The 21,153-nt window shown below is 49.3% G+C and carries 23 protein-coding genes; 16 read left to right on the top strand and 7 right to left on the bottom strand.

What is annotated here, in order from left to right; all coding sequences use genetic code 11:
• The 3 genes from JFN88_RS02760 (at position 1) to JFN88_RS02750 (ending at position 3,204) form a co-directional block, all read left to right on the top strand.
• Positions 1 to 1,812, top strand: a complete 1,812-nt coding sequence (locus JFN88_RS02760; RefSeq protein WP_199017755.1) for an ABC transporter ATP-binding protein — start codon at positions 1 to 3, stop codon at positions 1,810 to 1,812.
• Positions 1,813 to 2,092: 280 nt separating this feature from the next.
• Positions 2,093 to 2,773: a DsbA family protein gene (locus JFN88_RS02755; RefSeq protein ID WP_199017754.1), complete on the top strand. Its 681-nt coding sequence runs from the start codon at positions 2,093 to 2,095 to the stop codon at positions 2,771 to 2,773.
• A 20-nt stretch (positions 2,774 to 2,793) separates the two neighbouring features.
• Positions 2,794 to 3,204 (top strand): disulfide oxidoreductase, encoded by a 411-nt coding sequence (locus JFN88_RS02750; RefSeq protein WP_199017753.1) that lies wholly within the window; start codon positions 2,794 to 2,796, stop codon positions 3,202 to 3,204.
• 164 nt (positions 3,205 to 3,368) lie between these two features.
• On the opposite strand, the gene JFN88_RS02745 is transcribed toward JFN88_RS02750, so the two are convergent.
• The 4 genes from JFN88_RS02745 to cysC form a co-directional block, all read right to left on the bottom strand.
• Entirely contained in the window at positions 3,369 to 4,289 is a 921-nt protein-coding gene (locus JFN88_RS02745) for a metal ABC transporter substrate-binding protein (protein WP_199017752.1), read from the bottom strand.
• Complete coding sequence (locus tag JFN88_RS02740; RefSeq protein WP_199017751.1) at positions 4,286 to 5,128, bottom strand: metal ABC transporter permease; 843 nt, start codon at positions 5,126 to 5,128, stop codon at positions 4,286 to 4,288. Before JFN88_RS02740 ends, JFN88_RS02745 begins: the two co-directional genes overlap by 4 nt.
• On the bottom strand, positions 5,125 to 5,862 hold the full coding sequence (locus JFN88_RS02735) for a metal ABC transporter ATP-binding protein (protein ID WP_379165834.1): 738 nt from the start codon (positions 5,860 to 5,862) through the stop codon (positions 5,125 to 5,127). The genes JFN88_RS02740 and JFN88_RS02735 overlap by 4 nt, the downstream gene beginning before the upstream one ends.
• 348 nt (positions 5,863 to 6,210) lie before the next feature.
• Positions 6,211 to 6,822 (bottom strand): adenylyl-sulfate kinase, encoded by a 612-nt coding sequence (cysC, locus tag JFN88_RS02730; protein WP_199017749.1) that lies wholly within the window; start codon positions 6,820 to 6,822, stop codon positions 6,211 to 6,213.
• Between the two features lie 415 nt (positions 6,823 to 7,237).
• On the opposite strand from cysC, the gene JFN88_RS02725 reads away from it, so the two are divergent.
• The 3 genes from JFN88_RS02725 (at position 7,238) to JFN88_RS02715 (ending at position 9,369) form a co-directional block, all read left to right on the top strand.
• Entirely contained in the window at positions 7,238 to 7,522 is a 285-nt protein-coding gene (locus tag JFN88_RS02725; protein WP_199017748.1) for a hypothetical protein, read from the top strand.
• A gap of 136 nt (positions 7,523 to 7,658) precedes the next feature.
• Positions 7,659 to 8,582 carry an ABC transporter ATP-binding protein gene (locus tag JFN88_RS02720; RefSeq protein WP_199017747.1) on the top strand — a complete coding sequence of 308 codons (924 nt, stop codon included), beginning with the start codon at positions 7,659 to 7,661 and terminating at the stop codon, positions 8,580 to 8,582.
• Positions 8,575 to 9,369 (top strand): ABC transporter permease, encoded by a 795-nt coding sequence (locus tag JFN88_RS02715; RefSeq protein WP_199017746.1) that lies wholly within the window; start codon positions 8,575 to 8,577, stop codon positions 9,367 to 9,369. Before JFN88_RS02720 ends, JFN88_RS02715 begins: the two co-directional genes overlap by 8 nt.
• A gap of 125 nt (positions 9,370 to 9,494) precedes the next feature.
• Here JFN88_RS02715 and JFN88_RS02710 read toward each other — a convergent pair whose 3' ends face one another.
• Entirely contained in the window at positions 9,495 to 9,938 is a 444-nt protein-coding gene (locus JFN88_RS02710) for a bactofilin family protein (protein ID WP_199017745.1), read from the bottom strand.
• Between the two features lie 174 nt (positions 9,939 to 10,112).
• Between JFN88_RS02710 and cls the strand changes: the two genes are divergently transcribed.
• On the top strand, positions 10,113 to 11,540 hold the full coding sequence (gene cls / locus JFN88_RS02705; protein ID WP_199017744.1) for a cardiolipin synthase: 1,428 nt from the start codon (positions 10,113 to 10,115) through the stop codon (positions 11,538 to 11,540).
• 42 nt (positions 11,541 to 11,582) lie between these two features.
• Here cls and ligD read toward each other — a convergent pair whose 3' ends face one another.
• The gene (ligD, locus tag JFN88_RS02700) at positions 11,583 to 12,473 is read right to left on the bottom strand and encodes a non-homologous end-joining DNA ligase (protein WP_199017743.1); all 891 of its coding nucleotides are present in this window, start codon (positions 12,471 to 12,473) and stop codon (positions 11,583 to 11,585) included.
• A 48-nt stretch (positions 12,474 to 12,521) separates the two neighbouring features.
• On the opposite strand from ligD, the gene JFN88_RS02695 reads away from it, so the two are divergent.
• Complete coding sequence (locus tag JFN88_RS02695; RefSeq protein WP_199017742.1) at positions 12,522 to 13,463, top strand: ATP-dependent DNA ligase; 942 nt, start codon at positions 12,522 to 12,524, stop codon at positions 13,461 to 13,463.
• Positions 13,464 to 13,528: 65 nt separating this feature from the next.
• Here the strand turns inward: JFN88_RS02695 and ku are convergent, their stop codons facing one another.
• Positions 13,529 to 14,401: a non-homologous end joining protein Ku gene (ku, locus tag JFN88_RS02690; protein ID WP_199017741.1), complete on the bottom strand. Its 873-nt coding sequence runs from the start codon at positions 14,399 to 14,401 to the stop codon at positions 13,529 to 13,531.
• Between the two features lie 152 nt (positions 14,402 to 14,553).
• On the opposite strand from ku, the gene JFN88_RS02685 reads away from it, so the two are divergent.
• The 8 genes from JFN88_RS02685 to tsaD all read left to right on the top strand — a co-directional run bounded on the left by JFN88_RS02685 (position 14,554) and on the right by tsaD (position 21,078).
• Positions 14,554 to 14,757, top strand: coding sequence for a hypothetical protein (locus tag JFN88_RS02685; RefSeq protein WP_199017740.1), 204 nt, complete (start codon positions 14,554 to 14,556; stop codon positions 14,755 to 14,757).
• A gap of 236 nt (positions 14,758 to 14,993) precedes the next feature.
• Positions 14,994 to 15,815 carry a polysaccharide deacetylase family protein gene (locus JFN88_RS02680; RefSeq protein ID WP_233167347.1) on the top strand — a complete coding sequence of 274 codons (822 nt, stop codon included), beginning with the start codon at positions 14,994 to 14,996 and terminating at the stop codon, positions 15,813 to 15,815.
• Positions 15,816 to 16,063: 248 nt separating this feature from the next.
• Positions 16,064 to 16,933 carry a YitT family protein gene (locus JFN88_RS02675; RefSeq protein WP_199017739.1) on the top strand — a complete coding sequence of 290 codons (870 nt, stop codon included), beginning with the start codon at positions 16,064 to 16,066 and terminating at the stop codon, positions 16,931 to 16,933.
• Between the two features lie 86 nt (positions 16,934 to 17,019).
• Positions 17,020 to 18,117: a thiamine-phosphate kinase gene (gene thiL, locus JFN88_RS02670; RefSeq protein WP_233167346.1), complete on the top strand. Its 1,098-nt coding sequence runs from the start codon at positions 17,020 to 17,022 to the stop codon at positions 18,115 to 18,117.
• 5 nt (positions 18,118 to 18,122) lie between these two features.
• Positions 18,123 to 18,617, top strand: coding sequence for a tRNA (adenosine(37)-N6)-threonylcarbamoyltransferase complex ATPase subunit type 1 TsaE (gene tsaE / locus JFN88_RS02665; protein WP_199017738.1), 495 nt, complete (start codon positions 18,123 to 18,125; stop codon positions 18,615 to 18,617).
• The gene (gene tsaB, locus JFN88_RS02660; RefSeq protein ID WP_332908423.1) at positions 18,614 to 19,435 is read left to right on the top strand and encodes a tRNA (adenosine(37)-N6)-threonylcarbamoyltransferase complex dimerization subunit type 1 TsaB; all 822 of its coding nucleotides are present in this window, start codon (positions 18,614 to 18,616) and stop codon (positions 19,433 to 19,435) included. The genes tsaE and tsaB overlap by 4 nt, the downstream gene beginning before the upstream one ends.
• 100 nt (positions 19,436 to 19,535) lie before the next feature.
• On the top strand, positions 19,536 to 20,024 hold the full coding sequence (gene rimI / locus JFN88_RS02655; RefSeq protein WP_332908425.1) for a ribosomal protein S18-alanine N-acetyltransferase: 489 nt from the start codon (positions 19,536 to 19,538) through the stop codon (positions 20,022 to 20,024).
• A complete protein-coding gene (gene tsaD, locus JFN88_RS02650) occupies positions 20,011 to 21,078 on the top strand; it encodes a tRNA (adenosine(37)-N6)-threonylcarbamoyltransferase complex transferase subunit TsaD (protein ID WP_199017737.1) in 1,068 nt (355 codons plus the stop codon). Before rimI ends, tsaD begins: the two co-directional genes overlap by 14 nt.
• Positions 21,079 to 21,153: the final 75 nt, after the last annotated feature.

The raw sequence follows: 21,153 nt of genomic DNA, 5'->3' as shown, positions 1-21,153 counted from the left end.
ATGAAGCCGATTTTATTATATTTCAAGAAACTGCATGTTTTTGCCGGAGCCAGGCTGTATGTCAACATGCTGCTTGGGTTGTTGATCAGTTTTTTTGACAGCTTGGGCATTTTGCTTATTTTGCCAATGCTTAGTCTGATCGGGTTTGCCGATAGTACCGTGACCCAGCTTCCGATTATCTCGGATCTGCTGAAGCCGCTGGTCAGCCTTCCCGCTTCTTTAAGTCTGCCGCTGGTGTTGGGTCTCTATGTAACGATTCTAACCTTGACGGGACTCTTGCAGCGCAACCAGTCGGTTGTCAGTGTGGGAATCCATCAAGGCTTCATCCGTTTTTTGCGTCTGGATACATACCGGACTTTAATCGAGTCGGACTGGAGCTTCTTTCTCAAAAAGCGCAGCTCCGATTTTCAGCATATTCTGACCTCGGAGTTGGCGCGGGTAAGCCAGGGAACGCAGCTATTCCTGAGCCTGGTTCAAGCTTTGATTTTCACTGTAATCCAGATCGCACTTGCCTTTCTCTTGTCGCCGATTTTAACAGTTATGGTGCTGGTGAGCGGACTCTTGCTGGCTGCATTTGCCCGCCGTTTCGTCGGAAGGGCCAAACAGCTTGGGAATCGTACGTCCGAATTGTCCCAAAATTACTTCCTCGGCATCAACGAGCATTTTCACGGCATGAAGGAAATGAAAAGCAACCGGATGGAGCAGTCGCATCTGAACTGGTTCCAGGAGCTTTGCGTGAGAATGGAACAAAATATGGTCCAGTTCACGAGATTGCAGGCGACGACCCAGGTCTATTACAGGCTGGCTTCGGCGGCTTTGATTGCTGTCTTCGTATATGTGTCCTTGCAAGTATTTCACGTACAGACCGGGCAAATGCTGCTGATTGTGCTCATCCTGGGACGGCTATGGCCCCGCTTCTCCTCCATCCAGTCCAATGTTGAGCAAATTTATTCCTCCATTCCTGCGTTCAACAGCGTCATGAAATTGAAAGCGGAATGCGAGGCGGCAAGGGAGCTGAATTTGCAGAGCCAAGCTTTGCAAAATATCGAGCCGCTGCCGCTTGAGGAAGCGCTGGAATGCCGCAACGTTTATTTCCGCTATAACCGCAATGAGGGAACGTGCGCACTGCGCAATATCAATTTGCGAATCCCTTCGGGCAGTCTGACGGCCATTGTCGGCAAATCCGGAGCAGGTAAAAGCACGCTCATTGATATGCTGATGGGGATGATACAGCCGGAGAGAGGGGAGGTAGTCGTGGACGGGAAACAACTGACGCCTGAACGTCTGACAGCTTTTAGAGCCTCTGTCAGCTACGTCTCACAGGACCCGTTTCTTTTCCATGCTACAATTCGTGAAAATATGCTGCTTGTAAAGCCCGAAGCGACAGAGACCGAAATTTGGGACGCCTTGCGATTTTCGGCTTCAGATGAATTTGTGCAGCAGTTGCCGCAGGGGCTGGATACCGTGCTGGGGGACCGGGGAATCCGGCTGTCCGGAGGAGAGCGCCAGCGGATTGTGCTTGCCCGGGCCATTTTGCGCCAACCTTCCATTTTGATTTTGGATGAGGCCACCAGTGCGCTTGATTTGGAGAATGAAGCCAAAATCCGTACTGCAATTGATCAATTAAAAGGCAAAATGACCATTATTGTCATTGCCCACCGATTGTCCACCATCCGCAATGCTGATCAGGTACTCGTCATGGAGCAGGGGGAGCTTATACAGCAGGGCGGCTACCAGCAGTTGTCCAGCGACAGCAAAGGCCGATTCAGCAAGCTTCTGCATATGCAGGCGGACCAGACGCTTCAGCCCTAGCCCAGCAGAGGTTCGGAAAATCGCTGCCAATCTGCCACAAGCGTCAAGCCATCCCATATATCCAACTCTGATGAAGGATCATATGTTCCATTATGCCATAAATGATAGTATAATATTTTTTGGAAGTGTTAGGGAAGCTAAGATGATGACGGAGACGGTATCCGATTATTGGAGGAATGTTATTAAGACGATTGTGCGTACTATAGTTGTTGTGTTTTCCGGTAGCATTGGTCCTTCTGGCGCTAGTTAGTTGATTTCATTATTTCTCTGGAGGTTTCGGATGCAGAAGAAAAACAAAAATTCCCGTAGTCTTGTCATATACACATTAGTTATCATTGTAATCTTCGGTGCTTTATTTGCTCTTAATCAAGCGGGAAAAGGCAAGGAGAACGCCAACTTGACGGTGGAAGAGTCCCCATCCATAAGCGGACAACCCGTCGCAGGCAATGCGGACGCAAAAGTTTCAATTGTTGAGTTTGGCGATTATAAATGTCCTTCATGCAAAGTTTGGGGAGAACAGATATTTCCGAAGCTGAAGAGTGATTACATCGATACGGGCATCGTTTCATTTTCTTATATCAATACCTTGTTTCATGGAGAGGAGTCCAAGCTTGCGGCCCAGGCAAGCGAAACGGTTTACATGAATAATCCGGAGCGTTTCTGGGATTTCCATAAAGCGCTTTTCGACGAACAGCCGGCACAAACCAAACATGACGACTTATGGGTTACCGAGTCCAAAGTGCTGGAGGTTGCGCAGGCGACTATTCCGGGTCTGGATGTGGAGAAGTTCAAGCAAGGGCTGACATCCAATCCGATACAAGAAAAGCTGGATCACGACCAGTTGTTGGTCGACAAATTCAACATTCAGCAAACGCCTACCATTATGGTAAACAACATAGTCATTGCCAACCCGTTCGACTATGAGGCCATTCGTAAAGCCATTGAACAGGAAACAAATTAGGCGGAGGGGAGCAGGTTATTATGCGTATAATCAGACAAAATAACTTGTTTTTTGCTTGGCTGGTGGCTGTAGTTGCTACATTGGGCAGCCTTTATTTCAGTGAGATCAGAGGTTTTATTCCTTGCGAGCTATGCTGGTTTCAGCGAATTTTAATGTATCCGTTAAGCATCATTCTCGGCATCGCCGCTTTTTTGGACGACGACAAAGTGAAAAAGTATGTGCTGCCACTCTCCATAATCGGTATTTTCGTCTCAACGTATCATTACATGAAGCAAAAGCTTCCCTGGCTGGATGCCATGCAACCATGTACGAAAGGCATTCCGTGCAATACGCAATACATTAACTGGTTCGGCTTTGTTACCATTCCATTCCTTGCATTAACGGGTTTCGTCCTGATTACTTTGTTTCTCTCATTAAAAAGAAGTAAGTGACCGTGAAGAATTCGGCCGATTTATTCATAACGTGAGACAAATCAAAACACCTTCAAAGAATGCTCCCTTGCAAGTAATAAGGGACAGCTTTGAAGGTGTTTTTTCATGGGCAATTAGAGTGACTACCCGTTGGAATCAAGATGCAAGCCTTAAAATATAAATTGCTATTGCGACAAGCCTTCAACAACCTTGTCAATATTCCATTTGACCATCGTAATATAAGTGTCGCCCGGTTCCCCTTTTTTCGCCAGAGAGTCCGTGAAAATTTTGGAATGGATCGGAACGCCGGTTTCATTGGATACAGTTTCCATCGTCTTGGGGTTGACGCTTGTTTCAACAAATAAGGCCGGAATCTGATAATAATTAATAGTCTTAATAATATGGTTCATTTGGTCGGGAGTTCCTTGATTATCCGTATTGATTTCCCAAATGTATGCCGCTTCGAAACCATAGGCCTTGGAGAAATATTTAAAGGCGCCTTCACTGGTGACCAACACTCGTTTTTCCGCCGGTATTTTTTGAATCTCCTGTTTGGCGTATTGGTCGGTCTCCTCAAGTTGAGCTACGTAATTAGCTTGATTTTGCAAATAATAGTCCTTATTATCCGGATCAGCTTCAATGATGCGTTTTGTTATCAAGTCCACGTATTTAATCCCATTCTGAATATCAAGCCAGGCATGCGGGTCCTCTTGCGATTCCTTCCCTTTTTCGCTTAAGTACAGTGGAGCTACTTCTTCTGACACCACAAAGGCTACGTCCGTTTTATTGGTGACTTTCAGAAGGCTTTGAAACCAGCCCTTCCCTGTCTCCAGATTAAGGCCATTGTAGAATATCAGATCCGACTCCGATACTTTTCGCGTGTCTTGTGGTAACGGATCATACATATGCGGGTCTGTGCCAATTGGTACCATGCTGTACACTTCAGCCTTGTCCCCTGCAATGTTTTCAACCATATCGGCAATGATCGAATAGGTCGCTACTATTTTTAATTTCCCTTCAGAAGATCCAGGGGGACTGTTGCCATTGGAACAAGCAGATAGAAGTAACGTAAATAGGACAATTACACCGAATGCATATGTTTTCAACGCGTTCTCAATCCTTTCCTGAAAAAGTTGTTTTTTGGCGAAACAATAAATGAAATACCAAACCCCGTAACACCAACCAGCACAATGGTGCCGCTTGTAGGCAAATTGTAATTGAAACTGACCACAACACCTGCCACCCCGGAGAATGCGCCGTAAAAAGAGGCCAGCACGATCATATGCAGCAGTTTGTTGGTCCACAGATACGAGGTAGCGGCGGGAATAACCAGCATGGCAATTACAAGAACAATCCCTACCTGGGACAAGGAGGAAACCGTCACGACAGAAAGCAGCATCATCAATAAATAATGATAAAAGTTAGTTTTCAATCCATATGCTTTTGAAACAACGGGGTCGAAGGAACTGATTAAAAGCTCCTTGTAGAACAAACTGACGACGGCGATAACAACCAGCATGATGATAAAAGATTGCAATAGTTCCGACTTGGGAACAGCCAAAATATTTCCGAATAAGATGTGGGTGAGGTCGAGTCCACTTTGGGCAAACGTGATCAAGACAATTCCCAACGCGAAAAATGAGCTTAAAATAATACCAATTGATGTATCGCTTTTGATTGTGCTGCGATTTGTTATAAATTGGATAAGAATAGCGGCCAAGAGACCAAATAATGATGCGCCAATGATCATATTAATCCCGAGAATGTATGAGAGTGCTACGCCAGGCAATACGGCATGAGACAAAGCGTCACCCATCAAGGACATCCTGCGGAGGACAATGAAACTTCCCAGCACGCCAGAGACTATGCCAAGAATGATGGCGGAAAGACCGGCATTTAACGCATACACGGGGATATTTAGCAGACTCGCCAGGGATTCAATCATACTAGTCCCCCCAGTCCCTTAATTTGTACATTCCCGAGGGAAGAACCATACGCCGATTGAATATTTTGACTCGAAAACGTGGTGGAAATATCGCCAAAAGCAATTAATTTTCTATTCAAAATGATGACTTTGTCGAAGTACTCCTCAACTTCATGCAAGTCATGGTGAACAACCAGAATGGTTTTGCCTTCCTCACGCAGTTTCTTTAACAGATTCACGATAATTTTTTCACTTACCAGGTCAATGCCAACGAACGGTTCATCCAGAAAAAAGATGTTGGCCTGTTGGGCAAGCGCTCTGGCGATGAATACCCGCTGAAGCTGGCCGCCTGACAAATTACTGATTTGTTTATGGGCAAGATCGCTGATGTCCACCATTTCCATGCAGCGTTCAACAAGTTCCTTTTCTTTCTTTCCCGGCCTGCGGAACAGCTTCAATTTGGGATAAGTGCCGGTAAGCACCGTATCTCGTACGGTAATTGGAAAGGTAAGGTCAACATCGCTTTTCTGTGGAACATAGGCAATGTCCTTTTGACACAGGGCAATATCTGAATTACCGACGGTAATTGTTCCTGAACGTTTCTTGATGATACCGAGCAATGATTTGATGAAGGTTGACTTGCCGGCTCCGTTGGGCCCAATGATACCAATAGAATAGCCCAAGGGAATATCGATATCGACTTGTTCGAGAGCAGGATTGCCAAAATAATCGACATTAAGATTTTTCACTTGAATCATGAATATCGCCTCACTGCCTTCATGTACTAGTGTTCCTTAAGCAAATAACTTTGCACATTGGACAAAGTTTTGCCTAGTGGAAACATTATGTCAAAACTATAAATCCGTATAGCCTATCTGTCAAGTATTATTTTAAATTGAAACACACAATTATGGTTGTGCTTTCTCTGCTTGGCCAGATATCTTGGAAGGCAAACGATTGCTATCGCGGGTGCTCGGGAGATTAACCGGAGATAATGAGGGCACAGGGGCTTATGGCTTTAAAAAGCTCCTCTCACAGTAGAGGCAAAAATAAAACCTGTTACTGTAAGGGGAGCTTTTTCAGATCTATAGGAAAATATAATGTCAGGCTTGAAAATTCAATAATCCCTGCCCCTCAAGATATTCGATCAACAGCTTGACGGACTCCTCCACGGAAAGTTCCTCCGTATCCATCACAAGCGCAGGTGAACGGGGGATATCATACCCGGCTGAAACACCTGTGAAGTTCGGAATTTGACCGCTGCGGGCTTTCTTGTAGAGGCCTTTGGGGTCCCTTCTTTCGCATTCTGCCAAGGAGCATTTGACATAGACTTCGACAAAATCCTCCGGCGCAAAAAAGTTCCGCACCATCTCGCGATCCTCTTCATGGGGAGAAATAAATGCCGACAGAACAATGATCCCCGCATCGACCAGCAATTTCGAGACTTCCCCGATTCGGCGTATATTTTCCCGACGATCTTCTGGAGAAAAACCGAGGTCACGGTTCAGGCCGTGTCGAATATTATCGCCGTCAAGCACGTAGACTGCTTTGCCCCTTGCAAAAAGCTCCTGTTCCAGCGCAAAGGCAAGGGTAGACTTCCCGGCTCCTGATAGTCCGGTAAACCATAAGGTGCAGCTTTGATGACCGTTGCGCATGGCACGCTCCTGCCGATTTAAGGTGGAGGATTGCCATGTAAGATGAGATGCCGACTGCATGTGGTAACACCCCCTTGTATAGTAAAAAATAATATATTTTCAAATATATTCTATCATATCGGTAGTTGATTTGACAGATTCATCTCTTGAAACGGTAGCCTTTCTATTCGATTCAACACTGATGATACGAAGTGTTTCATATCCGATTTCCAGCCATGCAGGTTTTAGCGGAATATGGTTCTATTTGGATTCTTGTCCTCATAAATTAAAACAGGACAGGAAATTTCAGATGCATTCATGAAGCTGAAGTTCGTTGAAATCACACAATCCGACAACAATAATGACAAATTTTTCACAACATGTCTTGACAAAATTCGCTATTTGTCATAAATTAAATGTATCTAGATACAAATTGTAACATAAGCGATCTGATTGATGCAATTAGTAGTTGTCGAGAAAAAGGAGAGCGGAAAGAATGCCTAATTCAGAGCTGTATTATTGTGTCGTATGCAAAAAGCTGGAACCGGTCAGTCAGGCTCACCAATTGTTCCGGACCGGATTTTTCCGTGTTGTCCACCCGCTGGGCTGCTGTGTTCCCTGCCGGGAAGAGTTGGAGAACATGACAGCTGTGTTGGACGGAGCGGGTGTAACGGACAGTGCCCTTGAAATTACCGTTCTCAACGACTCCACACCATACGGTCATCATAATCGGATGTTCCACGAGATGTATAGTTCCAAATCGTATACAATGACCTCCTGATCATCTGGTTCGCTACCGGCATAGCCGACAGCGAACCTTAATTTTTGTTTAAGTGCCTTTTCTTTGGCTATCGTACTTGGTTATAATAGGTAAAGCTTTTAATACAGCCTGAAGGGCAAATTGCAGGAGGTAATCAATGCAGCAGCTTACCGATGAGCCAGTAGTCAGACTCCAAGGCGTAACCAAACGGATTGGCAGACGGACCATTATTGACAAGCTCACGCTGGATGTGCCTCAGGGGGAAGTTTTTGGCTTCCTGGGTCCCAATGGATCGGGCAAGACGACGACGATCCGAATGATGGTTGGATTGATGAAGCTGTCGGATGGAGAGATCATCATTCGCGGACATCGGATCAGCTCTCAATTCGAACAGGCGATCAAGCATGTAGGAGCTATTGTAGAAAATCCCGAAATGTACAAGTATTTGAGCGGCTATGACAACCTTGTTCATTATGCACGCATGTTTCCCGGCATCTCCAAACAGCGTATTGACGAGGTTATTCAACTGGTTGGCTTGAAAGCAAGAATTCATGACAAGGTCAAGACGTACTCGCTGGGCATGCGGCAGCGGCTTGGGGTTGCCCAAGCGATCTTGCACAAGCCTGCACTGCTAATACTGGATGAACCGACCAATGGGCTCGATCCTGCGGGGATTCGTGAGCTTAGGGATTACTTGCGCAGATTGGCTGCGGAAGAGCAGACTTCAGTATTTGTCTCTAGCCACTTGCTCTCAGAGATGGAACTGATGTGTGACCGGGTGGCCATTATTCAGTCCGGCAAGCTGATCGATATTCGCCAGATTCAACGTCTTGGCAGCGAACCGGCAGCCGCTGAAGTGGCTTTTGAAGTCGATCAGCCGTCGGAGGCGGCGCTGGTGCTTTCCGACTTGCAGGTTGAACATAAGGATAACCGGGTGGTGCTGACAGCAGATCGTGAACAGATTGCACAGATCAATGCCAAGCTGGTTTCAGCGGGCATTAAGGTGTACGGCATTCGTCTGCTCACGAAATCTCTTGAGGACCAGTTCCTTGAAGTGACAGGGGGAGAGCAGATTGTTTGATTTCGTTCAGCTAGTCCGGAATGAGAACATGAAGATATATCGCCGAACGCGTACATGGATAATGTTTGGTATGCTCCTGGTGCTTACGCTGGCTATCAGCATTGCGGCGTACGCCTTTCCGGATGGAAACCTTCCTTCCATGTGGATGGCCTTTCAGATCAACACGATGCTCGGTGTCAACTTGATTACGATCTTTGCTGTTATTATTGCGGCTGAGACCGTAGCCGGAGAATTCAGTACCGGGACGATCAAGCTGCTCCTGATCCGGCCATGGACCCGCTCGAAGATTCTGCTGTCCAAGTATATATCGCTGGTGCTGTTTGCGTTTCTGTTCGTCTTGCTGCTGCTGGTGTGGAACTTCGTCTTGAACTGGCTGCTTTTCGGCAGCGATACGGAAGCAAGAATGGGTGTGGATCAACTACCAGCGCTTAATTTTTTCCTTCAATACCACGGATATGAGTTTATCAGCATGATAATGGTCGTTACACTGTCGTTTCTGGTTTCAACCGTATTCCGAAGCGGCAGCTTTGCGATCGGCCTGTCCATCTTCCTGTTGTTTGGCGGCCAACTGTTAACGGGTATTCTCTCTTTGATGGATTACCCATGGGTCAAATATGTGCTGTTCTTGAATCTCAGGCTTAGTGATTACTTGAGCGGCGGGAATATGTTTGGCCGTGGGGAGCATGACCTTACGCTGGGCTTCTCGTTGTCCGTGCTTGCCGTCTACTATGTGATTTTTATCTTGATTACCTGGTATATCTTTAAGAAGCGCGATGTCGCAACCTAGGCCATAGCAGTGAACAGAATAACCAGCCCCTGCTGATAGCAACAGATGATCCTGTGGCTACCAGCAGGGGCTTTATTTTTCAATACGGGCCATAACCTTCCTGTTTATCCGGCTCCAACTATGTACTACCCGGCCTGGAGCGCCTTTTTCTCCTTGGTCTTGCCTTCCTGTTCCGCGCGTGGTTTGTCGGCATGAGGTGCAAGCGGGGAGGCGGAAGAGACCGTCGGCTTTTCCATCAGACAGGTTCCGTTCAGCAATCCGCCTTCCTGAATAACAAGGGAATGGGCCTTTGTATTGCCATGAAGCTGGCCTGACGCTGTAATCGTTAGCACGCCTCTGGTATACACTTCGCCATAGACGACCCCGGCAATGGTGACATCTTGCGCAGAAATACTTGATTTGCATAACCCGTACTCGCCGACAATGACGTCTCCCTTGCAATCAATATCGCCGTGGTACTCTCCCTCAATCCGGATTCCGGTCTCACAATGGAACTTTCCTTCTGCCTTTGTACCTTGGCCGATCAGCGTTTCCATGGATGATAATCTCTGCTTATGATCTTTGAACATCGATTCCCTTCCTCCTTTGCTGATTTGATGCTTTCTTAGCTATTTATTCAACATCCGGCCCAAATAGACCAATCCGCCTGCCGAATAATCTTTTTACGTTTTATTTTCAAAAGTATAGAGGTTGCCGGACAAGTCAAAGCTAGCAAAGTAGGCCTACACGGAAGGAGAAGCGTAATGATTTGGGTCATAATTGCCCTTGTGGTCTTTATATTTCAAGTTCTGACCATCTTGATTGTCGAATATCGTCATCCGTCCAAGGCAGTAGCATGGCAGCTTATTTTGTTTGTCTTTCCGCTGATCGGCTTCGTAACCTACTACTTCATGGCAAAAGAATTTCAAAGAAAGCGCACCGTTCGCCGCCATGGCATTGTCTCTACAGAGCTGCGTCTGCGCGCCCTTCGCCGTACCAAGCTTATTCACCGTATTTCCGATCTCGGCGATGGTCAATTTATCCACCAGGAGAGACTGTTCCATCTGCTGCAAAGCTTCAGCATGTCGCCTATAACGTCCTGCAATAAAATCGAAGTGTTGCAAAACGGCCACGAAACCTATGAGCAGATTTTGAAGGCGATTGAACAGGCCGAGGATCATATTCATATGGAATATTACACGATACGCGATGACCGGATCGGGGAGCGTTTCAAAGAGGTGTTAATTCGCAAAGCGATGGCCGGCGTTCAGGTCCGAATTATTTATGATGGCGTGGGCAGTTATGAGACGCATGGTTCATACTTTAGCGAGCTTGAAAGCGCGGGAATCCAGACCTGTTGCTTTTTGCCGCCGCGGCTGGCATTTTTCGAGAAGCGAATGAATTACCGAAATCACCGCAAAATCGTAATTATTGACGGCACGACAGGTTTCCTGGGCGGAATTAATATCGGGGACGAATACTTGAACGGGAATTCGAAGCTGGGCTTTTGGCGGGATACCCATCTTGGGATATACGGAGACGCGGTTTACTCCTTGCAGGATATCTTCATGCGAGACTGGTGGTTCGCTGCCAGAGAAAAGTTGTCTGGTCAAAATTTGTTCCCGGAACACCAGTGCCAGTCCAACGAACAGGTACAAATTGTGTCGAGCGGGCCGGACAGCAGTGCCAATGCTGTGCTGGAATGCTATTTCAATGCGATCGCGGTTGCCAAGTCTAGAATATACATCACCTCGCCGTACTTCATCCCGGACACGAGTCTGCTCATGGGGCTGCGCACAGCTGCCTTGAGCGGCGTAGATGTGAGGCTGATTATCCCACAGGTTTGCGATTCCCAAATCGTCATGTTCGCTTCGCTTTCTTATGTGGAAGAATTGCTGGAAGCGGGAGTGAGAATCTACCGTTATCAAAAAGGGTTTATCCACTCCAAGACGCTGATTGTGGACCGGCTGCTGGCATCCATCGGAACTGCAAATATAGATATGCGAAGTTTTTTCAGTAATTTCGAACTGACAGCAATTTTGTTCAACAGCGGTTCGATTGAACAGGTAGAAAAGGACTTCCGGCGCGATTTGCAGGCCAGTGAGGAACTTCGTCTCTCCAGCTTCAAAAGTCGCCCGCGGCTGCACAAAATCGGCGAAGCAGCGTCCCGGCTTTTGTCTCCGCTTCTGTAGACACCGACTGACGACTTTGCCTGGCTTTCATTCGTTAACTTGTCAGTGTCCAATGAACTGCAGTATCGGGCGCAGATTTTGGGCGGGAACAGAGTCGATCAGGTCGCCTTTGCTGCGGAGGCGCTGCATAATATTGAGCAGATGATAATCTCCGGGCTTCACATCACGCTCAACCTCCTCCCAAGCAAGCGGGGTAGAGACGCTGGCTGCCTTCCTTGCCCGCGGCGTATAGGATGCAGATATCGTTTTGCCCCGGTAGTGCTGCAAGTAATCGAAGTAAATCATATTGCCGCGGTCTTTCTTCATTCGTTCAATCGTAAACAGCTGTGGATGGGAACGCGACATGTATTCGCCAACGAACTGACCGATCTGCCGCAGCTCATCAAAGGTCAAGTCTTGCAGCAGGGGCACAATAATCTGAACGCCCGTTGCCCCGGATGTTTTCGGGATCGACCGGATGCCGAGCGAGAGCAGCAGCTTGCCGACAAGCGATGCGGCTTCCATAATTCGCGGCTCCTCCTCAATTGACGGATCAAGGTCAATGATCCACTCGGTAGGGCGCTCAGGCTCGCTGATTCGGTCGAAGGAAGCGTGAAACTCCAGACAGGCCAGATTCCCAAGCCATAGCAAAACAGGCAGCGATTCCAGATGGACATAGGCAATCGTGCCAAGCGGGGCGAGCTTAACAAATTCGGGCTTTGGCTGGGGATAATTTTTCTGGTAAAAGGACTTGCCATGAATGCCGTCCGGATAACGGATCGTAGTCAAGTACCGATCCTTGCAGTGCTTGATCAAATAGGGAGCCAACTCGCCCAGCTTCTCCAGATACATCAGCTTGGTAATTCCCATCTCCGGCCACAACAGCTTGTCCGGGTTGGTAATGGTTAACTCCTGGCCTTGAATCATGATCGAGCCTTTTACCGCAGTAGACATACATTTCTCAACTCCTTGGACTTGTGAATACGATTGGAGGAACAAACAATGAAGCTTGAGCCAATCATTCCGTTTGAACCGATATCTGTAACTCTCATCCCGTCGGGCGAGCAGTGGATTGGGCAGGTGAAATGGGACGGCGTGCGAATGCTGCTTTACTATGACGGCGATCAAGTCCGTCTAGTTAACCGGCGGCTCAATGACCGCACGATCCAGTATCCTGAATTGCAACAGATAGAACAATTTTGTACGGCAGCGTCTGCCATTCTGGATGGGGAGCTGATTGCGCTGGATCACGGAAAACCGTCGTTCCATCAGATTATGCGCCGGGATCAAGCGCATAAGTCGTCTGCTATTCCCGCGCTTGTCAAAGAAGTGCCGGTCACCTATATGATCTTCGATGTGCTGTATGTAAACGGGAATTGGGTGACGGATTTCCCGCTTCGCCAACGTCAGCAATTGCTGGAGAGCATCGTTTGTCCGGGTTCTGTTGTCCAGCTTGTGTCCAGCACGCCTGATGCCGCAGCGCTCTATGGAGTTGTAGAGGCTCACGGACTTGAAGGGGTTGTCGTGAAAGACTTGGACAGCCCCTATATGATTGACGGGAAGGATGACCGCTGGCGCAAGAAGAAAAATATTCATGACCTTAACGCTGTCGTGGGCGGCGTTACTTACCGGGATAAGCAGGTTAATGCACTGCTCCTGGGTCTTTACGACGCGGAAGGGAAGTTGTGGTATATCGGGCATGCCGGCGCAGGCAAGCTGAATGCTGAGAATTGGGCGAGTCTGACTCGGCTGGCGGATGAGCTTAAGGTGGAGCAGCGTCCGTTCGTCAATATGCCTGAACGGAGCAAGGAAGCAGTCTGGCTAAGGCCGCAGTTGACGGTCAAGGTGAACTATCTGCAGTGGACGCGCCACCAATCGCTTCGTCAGCCAAGTATCCAGGCAATTACTCAGACCAATCCCAAGGCATGTACCTTCGGGCAATAACGGTAGCGATATCCGGGGTCAAGTTGACCAATCCGCGCCTATCATTCAATCCTTCGGGCAGCCAACTAGGATACGGTCTCTTTGGTCTTTGGCTTTGTCGTCTTGCTTCGAGGTTTGGCTGTTTTCTTTACTGCAACCTTCGCAGCAGCGCCGGCTGTTGCTGGAGAGTCGGTCTGAACCGCCTCCAGACTTGCTTGCAGAGCAGCCATAAGATCAATAACATTCGTGCGTTGCTGTTCAGGGGCAACATGAACCTCTTCTCCGGCAATTTTCTTGCCGATGGCATCCATCAGCCGATTTCGGTAATCATCCGTGTATTTGGACGGCTCGAAAGCTGCTGACAATTGATCGATGAGCATCCGCGCCATCGTCAGCTCCTTCTCATTGACTTGGACGGCATCAGGCAGACCGGGTACTTGGCTCACAGGTCTGATTTCATCCGGATAAAAAACCGTCTCGATTGCCAGACAGTTGTCGAGCACGCGAATTGCCGCCAAGCTGCTTTTCGAACGAATTGATATTTTGGAAATGCCGATCTTGCCGGTATCGCGCATAGCCGCAAGCAGCAGATTATAAGCATTGCCGCCGGCTTGATCCGGGGACAAGTAATATGTTTTCTGAAAATAAATCGGATCGATTTCCTTCAGGTCAACAAAGTCCAGAATTTGAATCGTTTTGGTAGCTTCGGAAGCGAGGGCATCAAGTTCGTCTTTTTCAAAAAGAACATAGCGCCCTTTCTCGTACTCATAGCCCTTGGCAATATCATCCCATTCCACATCCACCTCACAATTTTTGCATTGCCGGACATAGCTGACTGGCCCGCCGCATACCTTGTGAATCATTTTCATGGAGATATCTTTATCCTCTGTAGCGGAAAACATTTTCACCGGAACATGCACAAGTCCGAAGCTGATAGCTCCCTTCCATACCGTATGCATTTTCTTACTTCCTCCCGTCATTCGCCCTTATTTGCAGTTAGCATATCCACCCTGAATGAAAATGAATCAGAGAGGTTATATTTTGAGCATAGGGTTGTCCCAAGTACACCCCGGAATCTGTCTGATCGAGAACAGAAAGGAGGTACAGACCCATGTCAGAGCCTGGAAATTCTTCGCAAACGCCAGAAGCTGCCGCAGACATCTCGCACGAAGGTCGCGAGGACTATTTCATGGATATTGACCGGATGGTCAATGAAGGACTTGGAGGCGGTCAGGTAACGCCACATAATGGTTTGATCGATGATTCTACAACGGACACCATGGATGAAGAGAACCGTTCATTTACCGAGGAATGACAGCGCAGGCAAGACGCTCGATAAGGGCGCTTGTGGCTGCAATTCACCTTGAATAACCAGTCTGCCATCCTGCAGGCTGGTTATTTTTTGCCTGTCAAAGGCGGCAAAAACGCTTGCGCTTGCAAAAAATCACTTATCCGCTCGGACACTGCCGAACTGCTGTTGTCTGGCTCCGAATGGAAAGAAGGGAAAAGGGCAACAATAAGGTCTATCATTGATACGAGGGAGGAGCAACCATGAAGCAGTTACGGACAGCTGCGGTGTTGGTACTGGTGCTTGCCATGCTGTCAGCATTGCCTGGCTGCTGCATTGCGTCTGATCCTTCGACGGGGCAGACGAAGACCAAAGAAATAAAAAAAAACAGCCTCATCCCTTTAACAGGCATAGAAAAGAAAACCATTCCGGTTTTTAAGCCGCTCTCGCTGTCAGAGCTGCATGCCAAATATCCGCGGACCTTCGTGCTGAGCGGCAATTCTTCCATCCGACGCGTAGCGCTAACCTTTGATGATGCGCCGGATAATAAATTCACGCCTCGGATTTTGGATATTCTAAAAAAAGAAGGGGTAAAAGCGACGTTTTTTGTGCTGGGCAATCGGGCTGAGGGCTATCCGAATGTCATGAAGCGCATTGTCAGAGAGGGACATATTATTGGCAACCATTCATACAGCCATCCGAATATGAACAAGCTTGACTTGGATGGATTTCGTAACGAAATTATTCGAACCGACCGGATTATAGCCCAGTTCACAGGTTATGTTCCGAGCTATATTCGCACGCCTTATGGCAATATTACCGAACCGCAGATCAAATGGCTGGCCAAAAACCATCGCAAGGCCGTGAACTGGAATGTGGATTCACTGGATTGGAAAGGGCTTAGCGCCAAGGAAGTATGCGCCAACGTACTGCCCTATATCAAGCCTGGCTCGATTGTTCTTCAGCATTCCGGCAAAGGCGAGAAGCTTAGCGGAAGTGTCGAGGCGCTGCCGATTATTATTTCCAGGCTGAAGAGCAAAGGCTACAGATTTGTTACGATTGCGGAAATGATCCCTTTTCAATAGCCGCTATATTTGGTCTGTTATCAGACAACAACCTTTTCTATTCGGGCATACCCGCGGGAAAGGTTTTTTTGCATGAATTGGCATTAAATCGAAGTCAACCTTGACGATCGCTAGGCTCGCAGCCCAATTCCAACTCTAATCAGCCATGAACGACTGATGGCTCAAGCGTGACCCGGCAAGGAAATTCTTTATCAATTACAAAGATTCATATAGAATAATAGGGAGACGAAAAAAGGGGAGCCTTGTATATGGCAACACATCAGCATCTCAAACTGACCAAGCTGGATTTGATGTTCCGCATCCTGTTCATTACGCTCGGAGCTTCTCTGATGGCAGTAGCGTTGGAAATCTTTCTTGTACCCAATAATATTATTGATGGCGGGATCGTAGGCATATCCATTATTGTCTCCCATTTGACGCAACTGCCGCTCGGGCTGTTTTTGTTTTTGCTCAATCTCCCATTTTTATTTTTGGGTTATAAGCAAATCGGAAAAACCTTTGCGATGTCAACGCTTTATGGCGTTACCGTCATGTCAATTGACACCGCTTTGCTGCACTCTGTGCCTCCGCTGACCAGCAACTTGTTTCTGGTTACCGTATTTGGCGGCGTGTTGCTTGGCGTGGGTGTAGGACTTGTTATTCGATTCGGGGGATCGCTGGACGGAACCGAGATTGTTGCGATTCTGATTAACAAAAAATCTCCTTTCTCCGTGGGCGAGATTGTGATGTTTTTCAACTTCTTTATTATGATTACCGCTGGCTTCGTGTTCACCTGGGATCGCGCAATGTATTCACTGATTGCCTACTACATCGCCTTCAAACTGATTGACGTCACGCTGGAGGGCTTCGACGAATCCAAGGCGGTATGGATTATTAGCGATGAATCCACGGAGATTGGTTCTGCGATTATGGACCGATTGGGCCGTGGCGTAACTTATCTTAATGGGGAGGGCGCCTTTACGGGCTCCAGCAAGCGGGTAATCTTCTGCGTCATTAACCGGCTGGAAGAAGCCAAGCTCAAGTCCATTGTCCATGAGCTCGACAACCACGCTTTCGTTGCGATTGGCAATATTCACGATGTAAAAGGCGGACGGTTCAAGAAAAAGGATATTCACTGATCCTCTTGCCCTAGTTGCGGACGAATATTCAGGACGGCTATAATGTGATCAATCTTTCGGATAACACGCTGAAGGGAGGGGACCGCTTGGATGAATTTGCTGGCATACGCAGTTGGACAGAGGATCGGCAGAAGCATTCCTGGCAGGAAGAGCGCGGAGTCGTACGGGGCATAGGCGATGATGCGGCTGTCGTCCAGGCTGTGCCAGAAGCCCAAGGCGCAGGGGCCTCTGAAGCATGGCATAGCCTGATCACAGTGGATACCATGGTCGAGATGATTCATTTCAACGACTTGACTATGCTGGACGAGGATGTCGGTTACAAGGCTTTGGCAGCCAACATCAGCGACATTGCTGCGATGGGCGGCATACCAAGACATGCGGTTGTAACTGTCAGTGTGCCTCCCTCTTACAGTATGGAGCGAGTAAAGCGGATCTATGACGGTTTGTATGCCTGTGCAAGTCAATATAATGTTGCAATTGTGGGCGGAGATACGACTTCTTCGCCTTCGCATTTGGTGCTGTCGGTTACGCTGACCGGCATCATTGAGGCCGGGCGCAGTCTGTACCGCTCGGGGGCACAGCCGGGCGACGCAGTATTTATTACCGGACTGATCGGCATGTCAGCAGCAGGTCTGGATTATTTGACAAAGCTCCCGGAGCGAGCAAGGGGAACCCAGTCCCACCGGGAACTGGCAGCGGCCGCCCAGAAGCTGGCCGATACTGATGGCGCCGGTGCGCTGGTGCGTCAACATCGGCGTCCACAGCCCTCGGTAACGGCTGGCAGGCTCCTTGCTTCGCTAGGGTACTGTCATGCGCTTAACGATGTAAGTGACGGACTTGCCAGTGAAGCCTGGGAATTGGCCGAAGCCTCGCAGGTCTCGCTGGTGCTGAATGAGTATTCGCTGCCGCGCAGTACCAGTTTGCAGCAGTATGCCAAGCAGGCGGGCAGAAATCCGGTTGACTGGATGCTGTATGGCGGAGAAGACTATATTCTCATCGGTACGATAGCTGAGAGCAATTTCGAACAAGCAAAAGAAGAGCTGAACCGGCAAGGCATTCCTTTGTACCAGATCGGCCGGGTGGAGGCTGGAGCTCCGGGTGTATGGATGTACAGGCGGGAAGGCAGTGACCGCACGGCAATACCCAAGCGGGGTTATAACCATTTTTCTGAAAGCAACAGGTGAGCAGAATGTCTAAATTGGAAGTTACGCAAAGTGAATGGACGGTACACTCCGAACAGGATACGGTCTGGCTTGCAAATTGGCTGGGCGATCGCGCGGTGCCGGGCATAGTGCTTGCGCTGGATGGCGATCTGGGGGCAGGGAAGACGAGATTTTCCCAGGCCTTTGCAGCGTCGGTTGGAGTGACAGCGGTTGTGAACAGCCCGACTTTTACAATTATCAAGGAATATACAGGCAGCAGGCTGCCTTTTTATCATATGGATGTTTATCGAATTTCGCTGGAGGAAGCAGAGGATCTGGGGCTGGATGATTACTTTTTTGGCGAAGGGGCAACCATTGTAGAATGGGCCAGCATTATCGAGCCGATACTGCCGGAGAGCCGGCTTGATTTGTACATCGAGCACCTGGGCGGCGAAGCGCGCCGATTCATGCTTGCAGGTCGGGGAGAACCTTATGCGACCTGGTGCAGAGAGTTAGGCATGTTAGGGGGCGGGAGCAAGTGAATCTTCATCATACAGAAAGCGGAGCATCAGAGCCTTCGACAACGACCGGGCCGCTGGTGCTGGCAATTGATACGTCCACTGCTGTCATGGCGGCTTCATTAATGGAAGGAGAGCGTGTGCTCGGAGAACTGAATTCGATGTCTGAGCGCAATCATTCCGTATACAGCGTAGCCGCTCTTAAGGAACTGCTCACGCAAGCTGATAAGTCTCCCTCTGAACTGGCGGCTATTATTGTCGGCTGCGGGCCTGGCTCTTATACCGGCATGAGGATTGCCGTGACGATCGGCAAGACGCTTGCCTGGGCGTGGAACAAGCCGCTGGTCAGCGTCTCATCGCTGGAGGGTCTGGCTTACGGGGGCGCACTGCGGTCCGCCGGCGACAAGGGAACTTTGCGCTGGGTCATACCGCTAATGGATGCCCGCCGCGGTCAGGTCTATACAGCGGCCTTTGTCGCCGATGCAGGCGGGAATTGGCAGCGCATAGTCGATGATGGCATCCGGCTGATGGCCGATTGGGTGGATAAGCTGGCGGAGCATCTCCGGGACGGAAATGTGCATCCGCAGGAGATTATATTCGCGGGAGATTTGGACTTGCACCGGGAGCAGATTGAGCGGTTTTCAGAGATGAATGGCATTGCCCAAGTACAACTTGCAGCCTATAGCCTGGAGGGTAGCCATATCGCCCGTCTGGGGCGGGACAAGCTTCAGTGCGGCGAGTTGAGCGATCCGCATGCATTAGTGCCGAATTATACTCAATTGGCTGAAGCGGAAGCCAAATTGCTCGCAGCCAAAGGCGGGGAGGTGCAGCGTCGTGTCTGATACGAAGAAGCACGCTGTTCATGCAGGCAGCCTGGAGAGCATCGGCGATGTCATCCAGGAGAAGCCCGAAGCTTGCGGTTCGGGTGAGCAACAGACTGTCATTCAGCCTGAAAGTCTGGTGTTTCGCTCCATGCAGTTGGAGGACGTGCCGGTTATTTGCCAGATTGAGCAAGAGGCTTTTACAAGTCCCTGGACAGCCGAAGCATTCATAAATGAGCTGACTAATAACCATTTTGCCCGGTATATGGTGATGGAATGGGAAGGGCAGGCGATCGGCTATGGGGGGATGTGGACGATCATGGATGAGGCGCATATTACCAATATTGCTGTACGCATCGGCTACCGCGGGCAAGGTCTTGGCGAGAGGCTGCTGCGCGAGCTGCAGCGGACAGCTGTATTTTTCGGCTCGGCGCGTATGACGCTGGAAGTGCGGGTGAGCAATGAAATCGCGCAGAACTTGTATCGGAAGCTCGGATTCGAGCCCTCGGGGGTAAGGCCTGGTTACTATTCGGATAATGGGGAAGATGCCTTGATTATGTGGGCGGAGCTGGATCAGGTGAAAGCAGGTGTAGAAGATGACGAAGACTAAACCGGCTGCCGCCTGTGATGAAATTATATTGGCAATCGAAACAAGCTGTGACGAAACTTCAGCTGCAGTTGTCCGCGGCGGGAGAGAGATATTATCCAATATCATCTCCAGCCAGATTGAGACGCATAAGCAGTTCGGCGGCGTAGTGCCGGAGATTGCATCACGCCAGCATGTAGAGTCAATTACGCTTATTATGGAAGAAGCGGTTCACAAGGCCGGCATTACGCTGGCGGATATCGACGCTGTTGCAGTGACCCAGGGACCGGGACTGGTCGGCGCGCTCCTGGTCGGTCTTGTGGCCGCCAAAAGCTTAGCGATGGCCCTTGATGTTCCGTTGATTGGGACGCATCATATTGCCGGACATATCTATGCCAACAAGCTGGTTCACACGATGGTCTACCCATCTGTAGCGCTTGTAGTCTCCGGCGGACATACCGAACTGGTCGTGCTGGAGCAGGAGGGTTCATTCCGTATTATCGGACGCACGCGGGATGATGCGGTCGGCGAGGCTTATGACAAAGTAGCTCGCTCGCTCAAGTTCCCGTATCCCGGCGGACCTCATGTTGACAAGCTGGCCCAGAGCGCGGAGGAGGCGCTGCCGCTGCCAAGAGCTTGGCTCGAGCCAGATTCCTATGATTTCAGCTTCAGCGGGCTAAAGTCGGCGGTGCTTGCGGCAATCAATCAGGCGAATATGAAGGGACTGATGCTGGACCCTGCAACGCTTGCGCGCGGTTTTCAGGAATCGGTCATTGAGGTGCTTGTGGAGAAGGCGATTCGAGCTGTTCATGCTTACGATGCCAAGCAGCTTCTGCTTTGCGGCGGCGTGGCGGCCAACGGCGGACTAAGAGCCGCGCTGCAGGCTCGCTGCGATGAGGAGAATGTGCCGCTGCTCATTCCACCTATGTCGTTATGTACCGACAATGCAGCGATGATCGCCGCCGCCGCACATCTCAAGTGGGAGCGCGGGCAATTCTCCGAGCTCGATATGAAGGCAGACCCGATGCTATCATTGGAAGAATGGTCCGTAAGCGAGGGAGCGAAATTTCAAGCGTAGTCCATATTTCGGCAATACAAGCAAGAAGGCCATCGCTGGGCAGACATCATGGATTCCGTCTGTCTGGCGATGGCC

This window comes from Paenibacillus roseus, from assembly GCF_016424485.1.
Taxonomy (GTDB): Bacteria; Bacillota; Bacilli; order Paenibacillales; family Paenibacillaceae; genus Paenibacillus_D; species Paenibacillus_D roseus.
Note: the sequence above shows the minus strand (reverse complement) of the source record. Positions and strands in the feature narration are given on the sequence as shown.

Excerpts from the sequence above, each read along its gene's own strand:
- tsaE (WP_199017738.1), top strand. The coding sequence starts at position 18,123 with ATGTCTAAATTGGAAGTTACGCAAAGTGAATGGACGGTACACTCCGAA.
- ligD (WP_199017743.1), bottom strand. The coding sequence starts at position 12,473 with ATGTCTACTGCGGTAAAAGGCTCGATCATGATTCAAGGCCAGGAGTTA.
- JFN88_RS02725 (WP_199017748.1), top strand. The coding sequence starts at position 7,238 with ATGCCTAATTCAGAGCTGTATTATTGTGTCGTATGCAAAAAGCTGGAA.
- JFN88_RS02755 (WP_199017754.1), top strand. The coding sequence starts at position 2,093 with ATGCAGAAGAAAAACAAAAATTCCCGTAGTCTTGTCATATACACATTA.
- cysC (WP_199017749.1), bottom strand. The coding sequence starts at position 6,822 with ATGCAGTCGGCATCTCATCTTACATGGCAATCCTCCACCTTAAATCGG.
- JFN88_RS02720 (WP_199017747.1), top strand. The coding sequence starts at position 7,659 with ATGCAGCAGCTTACCGATGAGCCAGTAGTCAGACTCCAAGGCGTAACC.
- JFN88_RS02680 (WP_233167347.1), top strand. The coding sequence starts at position 14,994 with ATGAAGCAGTTACGGACAGCTGCGGTGTTGGTACTGGTGCTTGCCATG.
- tsaD (WP_199017737.1), top strand. The coding sequence starts at position 20,011 with ATGACGAAGACTAAACCGGCTGCCGCCTGTGATGAAATTATATTGGCA.
- JFN88_RS02710 (WP_199017745.1), bottom strand. The coding sequence starts at position 9,938 with ATGTTCAAAGATCATAAGCAGAGATTATCATCCATGGAAACGCTGATC.
- ku (WP_199017741.1), bottom strand. The coding sequence starts at position 14,401 with ATGCATACGGTATGGAAGGGAGCTATCAGCTTCGGACTTGTGCATGTT.
- JFN88_RS02750 (WP_199017753.1), top strand. The coding sequence starts at position 2,794 with ATGCGTATAATCAGACAAAATAACTTGTTTTTTGCTTGGCTGGTGGCT.
- JFN88_RS02740 (WP_199017751.1), bottom strand. The coding sequence starts at position 5,128 with ATGATTGAATCCCTGGCGAGTCTGCTAAATATCCCCGTGTATGCGTTA.
- JFN88_RS02760 (WP_199017755.1), top strand. The coding sequence starts at position 1 with ATGAAGCCGATTTTATTATATTTCAAGAAACTGCATGTTTTTGCCGGA.
- JFN88_RS02685 (WP_199017740.1), top strand. The coding sequence starts at position 14,554 with ATGTCAGAGCCTGGAAATTCTTCGCAAACGCCAGAAGCTGCCGCAGAC.
- cls (WP_199017744.1), top strand. The coding sequence starts at position 10,113 with ATGATTTGGGTCATAATTGCCCTTGTGGTCTTTATATTTCAAGTTCTG.
- JFN88_RS02675 (WP_199017739.1), top strand. The coding sequence starts at position 16,064 with ATGGCAACACATCAGCATCTCAAACTGACCAAGCTGGATTTGATGTTC.
- JFN88_RS02695 (WP_199017742.1), top strand. The coding sequence starts at position 12,522 with ATGAAGCTTGAGCCAATCATTCCGTTTGAACCGATATCTGTAACTCTC.